Genomic DNA, 5,168 nt, shown 5'->3' with positions numbered 1-5,168 from the left:
GACGCCACCAACTCCCACAGCTCGGCAGGCGACCCAACCCCACCGGGCAACCGGCACGCCATCCCCACCACCGCCACCGGCTCCCCCACACCGGCCTGGAGTTGCCGGTTCTCGCGGCGCAGCCGGGCGGTTTCCTTGAGGGCGTCCCTGAGCGCCTCCACGACGGTCTCGTCGGAGGTCGGCGCAGCGGACGAAGAAGGTGAGGACGGTGATGAAGAAGACGGCGTTCGGGTCATGAGCTTCCTTCTCCCGGTGCTGTTCAGGACTCGATGCCTTCGCGGGCCATGCGGACCAGAGCCGCCACGTCCATGGCGTCGATCAGTTCCTCCTCGCCGGCCGCGGACTCCGGCTCGTCGAGGACGGTGTCGTGTCCCCCGCCCTCCGTTCCCTCGTCCTCCGCGTCGGTGACGGGGAAGAGCTCGGCCCGCAGCCGCCCGGCCAGCGCGGCGGGTGTCGGGTGGTCGAACACGACGGTGGCGGACAGGCGCAGCCCGGTCGCCTTGCCGAGCCGGTTGCGCAGTTCGACGGCGCTGAGCGAGTCGGCGCCGAGTTCCTTGAAGCTCCGGCGCGCGTCGACCGTTTCGGCGCGGTCGTAGCTCAGGACGGCGGCGGCCTCGGTCCTCACCAGGGCGAGCAGTTGCTTCTCCTGGCCGGCCGCGTCGAGTTCGACGAGCCGGGCCACGAGACGGTCGCCCGGGGCTTCGGCGGGCGTGCCCGGGCCGGGGCTCGTCGCACCGCGGGCCGACACCGGGACCAGCGCGCGCAGCAACGGCGGTACGCCTGGGCCTGCGGCCCGTAGTGCGGCGGTGTCCAGGGCCAGCGGTACGGGGGCGGCCTCGCCGGAGGCCAGCGCGGCGTCGAGGAGCCGCAGGCCCTGATCGGGGGTGAGCGCGTGGATACCCACGCGGGCGAACCGGCGGCGGTCGGTGTCGCCGAGCCCGGCCGCCATGCCGCCCTCCGCCCACGGGCCCCAGGCCAGTGAGGTGGCCGCGAGGCCACTGGCCCGCCGGTGCTGTGCCAGGGCGTCCAGGAAGGTGTTGGCCGCCGCGTAGTTGGCCTGTCCTGCGCCGCCGAGCAGGCCCTGCACGGAGGAGAAGAGGACGAAGCCGGTCAGGTCGAGATCGCTGGTGAGGTCGTGGAGGTGCCGTGCGGCGTCGGCCTTCGGCCGGAGGACCGCTTCGAGGCTCTCCGGAGTGAGGGCGTCGAGCACTCGGTCGTCCAGGACGCCGGCAGCGTGGACCACAGCCGTCAGCGGACGGTCGGCGGGGACGGTGTCGAGCAGTTCCGCGAGCGCCGTACGGTCGGCGACGTCGCAGGCGGCGATGGTGGCTCTGGCCCCCAACTCGGCCAGCTCCGCCCGCAGTTCCGCAGCGCCGGGTGCCGCTTCGCCCCGTCGGCCGACGAGCAGCAGATCGCGTACGCCGTGCTCGGTGACGAGGTGCCGGGCCACCACGGCACCCAGGGCGCCGGTCGCGCCCGTGATCAGTACGGTGCCGTCCGCCCGCCACGGCCCCTCAGCGGGCGCCGGTGTCGCGACGCGAGCCAGCCGGGGGACGAGTACGCGCCCGGAGCGGAGGGCGAGTTGCGCCTCGCCCGAGGCCTCCGCCGCGGCGAGGGCTCCCGTCAGCGCCCGCTGCGAGGCGGGCTCGCCGTCGAGGTCGAGCAGGGTGATCCGGTCGGGGTGCTCGGTCTGTGCCGAGCGTATGAGCCCCCAGACAGAACTGTGCGCGAGGCCGGGCACGTCCTCGTCCGGCCCCGTGGCGACCGCACCCCGGGTGACCACGACCAGGCGAGAGGCGGCGAAACGCTCGTCGACCAGCCAGCCCTGCGCCAGGGCCAGCGCACGACCGGCGGCGTGCACGGCGTCCGTGCCGCCCGGGGCGTTACCGGCCGGCGGGGCCAGGACGACGTCCGGGACGCCTGTCGTACGGTCGGTGTCCTCGGCCAGCGCCGAAAGATCCGGGTAGGTGCGGACATCAGCACCGGCGGCCGTCGGCGCTTCAGCCAAGCGTGCCAAGTCGGCCGTGTCACCGAGGATCGCCCACCGCCCGGGGAGCGCATCGGGGCCCGCACCGGCGGAGCCGGGAAGGGGGACCCACTCCACCCGGAACAGCGGGTCGCGTCCGGTGCCCCCGGCCGCGCGGAGCTGCTCGGCTGAGACCGGTCGCCGCGACAGCGTGCCGACCGATGCCACCGTACGACCGGCCGTGTCGGCGAAGGTGAGGGTGACCGCGTCGGGGCCGGCGGGTGCCAGACGGACACGGGCCGCGGTGGCCCCGGACGCGTCCAGGCGTACCGCGCTCCACGCGAAGGGCAGACGGGTACCGTCTCCGCCGGGCAGCGCACCGAGTTCGATGGCGTGCAGTGCGGCGTCGAGCAGCGCCGGGTGCAGTCCGTACCCGGCCGCGACGGTGGCCTGCTCCTCAGGGAGGGCCAGCTCGGCGAAGATCTCCGTGCCGCGTCGCCACGCGGCGCGCAGCCCGCGGAAGGCGGGGCCATAGCCGAAGCCCTGGGCGGCGAGCGACTCGTACCACCCGGTCAGGTCCACCTCCTCGGCGTCCTCCGGCGGCCAGTTCGTGAGAGCATCGGCATCGATCGCGGCCTCAACAGCCGTGGCTGAGGCGAGCACACCGACGGCATGCAGCGTCCAGTAACCGCCGTCCGCCTCGCCCGTCCGGTCTCCGCCGTCCGTCCCACCGGTCCCGTGGCCGCGAGCCGGGGCGGCCGCGGGCCGGGTGTGCACAGTGACGGACCGCCGACCGTCGGAATCGGCGCCCCCCACCTGGACCTGAAGCTCGACGGCGCCCTCGTCCGGCAGTTGCAGCGGCGCCTGGAGGGTCAGCTCGTCCAACAGTTCGTAGCCGGTACGACGGGCGGCGTGCAGTGCCAGTTCAACCAGCCCGGCGCCGGGGAAGAGCACGGTGCCGAGGACGGCGTGGTCGGCGAGCCAGGGATGGGTGTCCAGGGACAGCCGTCCGGTGAGCACGAGTGTGTCGGAGTCGGCGGGTCGCACCGCGGCACCGAGCAGCGGATGACCGCCGGTACCGAGCCCCAGTGCGGGTGCGTCCACGGCGATGAGCGGGCTGACGGCCGGCCAGTAACGCCTGCGCTGGAAGGCGTACGTGGGCAGGTCGACGCGGCGGGCACCCGTCCCGGCGAACGCGGCCGCCCAGTCGGGGCTGACCCCTCGTACGTGGAGCCGGGCGAGCCCCTCCGCGAGCGTCCGGTCCTCGGGATGATCACGCCGCAGCAGGGGGACGAACTCCGCCTGCGCCTCGTCGGCCTCGGGAAGGCAGTCGCGCCCCATGGCGGTCAGCACGGCGTCCGGTCCGATCTCCAGGAAGGTCGTCACACCGTCCGCCCGGAGAGCCCGTACGACGTCGGCGAACCGCACCGTCTCCCGAACGTGCCGCGCCCAGTAGTCCGCGTCGTCCGCGCGAAGTGTGCCCTCCGAAGCGTCGCCGTCCGGCCCGGTGACGGGCCGTCCCGTCATGTCCGACAGCAGTGGTACGGCGGGAGCCGACAGGTCGAGCCTCCGGGCCACCCGGCGGAATTCGTCCAGCATGGGGTCCATGCGGGGCGAGTGGAAGGCATGGCTGACCCGCAGCCGCCGGGTCCTGCGTCCGCGCGCCGCCAGCACACCGGCGATCTCTGTGACCGCGTCCTCGTCGCCGGAGAATACGCAGGAGAGCGGGCCGTTGACGGCGGCGACCGCCACCTGCGCCTCCCGGCCGCGCAGCAGTTCGGCGACCTCCTCCTCGGGCGCCTGGACCGAGACCATCGCGCCGCCCTCGGGCAGCGCCTCCATCAGGCGGCCGCGCTCGGCGACCAGCGTCACCGCGTCCGGCAACGACATCATCCCGACGGCGTGGGCCGCCGCCAGCTCGCCGACCGAGTGTCCGGCCACCCGGTCCGGTCGTAGTCCGAAGTGTTCGACGAGCCGGAAGAGGGCCACCTCGACGGCGAACAGGCCGGCCTGGGTGAACACGGTCCGGTCCAGCAGGGCGGCCTCCGGGGAGTCCGCATCGGCGAAGACGACGTCGCGCAGCGGCCGGCCGAGCCGGTCGCCGAACTCCTCGAAGATCTCGTCCAGCGCATCGGCGAACACCGGGAAACGGGCGTGGAGTTCACGTCCCATGCCGACGCGCTGGCTGCCCTGCCCGGTGAAGAGGAACGCCGTCTTCCCACCGTTCGGCACGCCGTACGGGACACGGGACGGCGACTCGCCGTCCGCCAGCGCCGCCAGATCCGCGAGCATCCGGTCCGGATCGTCGCCGACCAGCACCGCCCGATGCTCCAGCGCCGCACGCGTGGTGGCCAGCGAGAAGCCGACATCGGCGAGCCCGGTCCGTGGCGTCACGCTGAGATGCGCACGCAACTGCCGCGCCTGCGCCCGCAGGGCCTGCTCGGTCCGGCCCGACAACGGCCACAGGACCGTTCCGGGGGAAGGCTCGGGTTCCGCGGCGGGCTCCGGGGCAGGGAGCGCCTCCTCCAGGATGAGGTGGGCGTTGGTCCCACTGATCCCGAAGGACGACACCCCGGCCCGGCGCGGACGCCCCTCGACCGCCGCCCACTTCCGCTGCTCCGTCAGCAGCTCAACCCTGCCGGACGACCAGTCCACCAACGGCGTCGGCTCTTCCACATGCAAGGTCCGCGGCAACACCCCGTGCCGCAACGCCTCCACCATCTTGATGACACCGGCCACACCGGCAGCCGCCTGAGCATGCCCGATGTTCGACTTCAACGACCCCAACCACAACGGCCGTTCATCCGGCCGCCGCTGCCCATACGTGGCCAGCAACGCCTGCGCCTCGATCGGATCCCCCAACCGCGTCCCCGTACCGTGCGCCTCCACCACATCCACGTCACCCGCAGCCACCCCGGCCGCTGACAACGCCGCCCGGATGACCCCCTGCTGCGCCCGCCCACTCGGCGCGGTCATCCCATTGCTCGCCCCGTCCTGGTTCACCGCACTGCCGCGCACCACCGCCAGCACCCGATGGCCGTTCCGGCGAGCATCCGACAACCGCTCCAGGACGAGCAGCCCCACCCCCTCGGCCCATCCCGTCCCCTCCGCCGACGCGGCGAACGAGCGGCACCGACCGTCCGCTGAAAGCCCCCGCTGCCGCGAGAACTCCACGAACGTCCCCGGCGACGACATCACCGTC

Annotated in this window: 2 protein-coding genes; both read right to left on the bottom strand. The window is 73.8% G+C overall.

Features of this window, described 5'->3' with window-relative positions; translation table 11 throughout:
* Positions 1–236 (bottom strand): polyketide synthase docking domain-containing protein (locus tag ACWD3C_RS47755; RefSeq protein WP_451154973.1); only part of this gene is annotated, 236 nt, incomplete at its 3' end.
* A gap of 23 nt (positions 237–259) precedes the next feature.
* On the bottom strand, positions 260–5,168 hold a 4,909-nt coding region (locus ACWD3C_RS47750; protein ID WP_451154971.1), incomplete at its 5' end, for a type I polyketide synthase.

Source organism: Streptomyces sp. NPDC002845 (genome assembly GCF_053591955.1).
The sequence above is the reverse complement of the archived record's forward strand: the minus strand, read 5'-3'. Positions and strand labels throughout refer to the sequence as shown.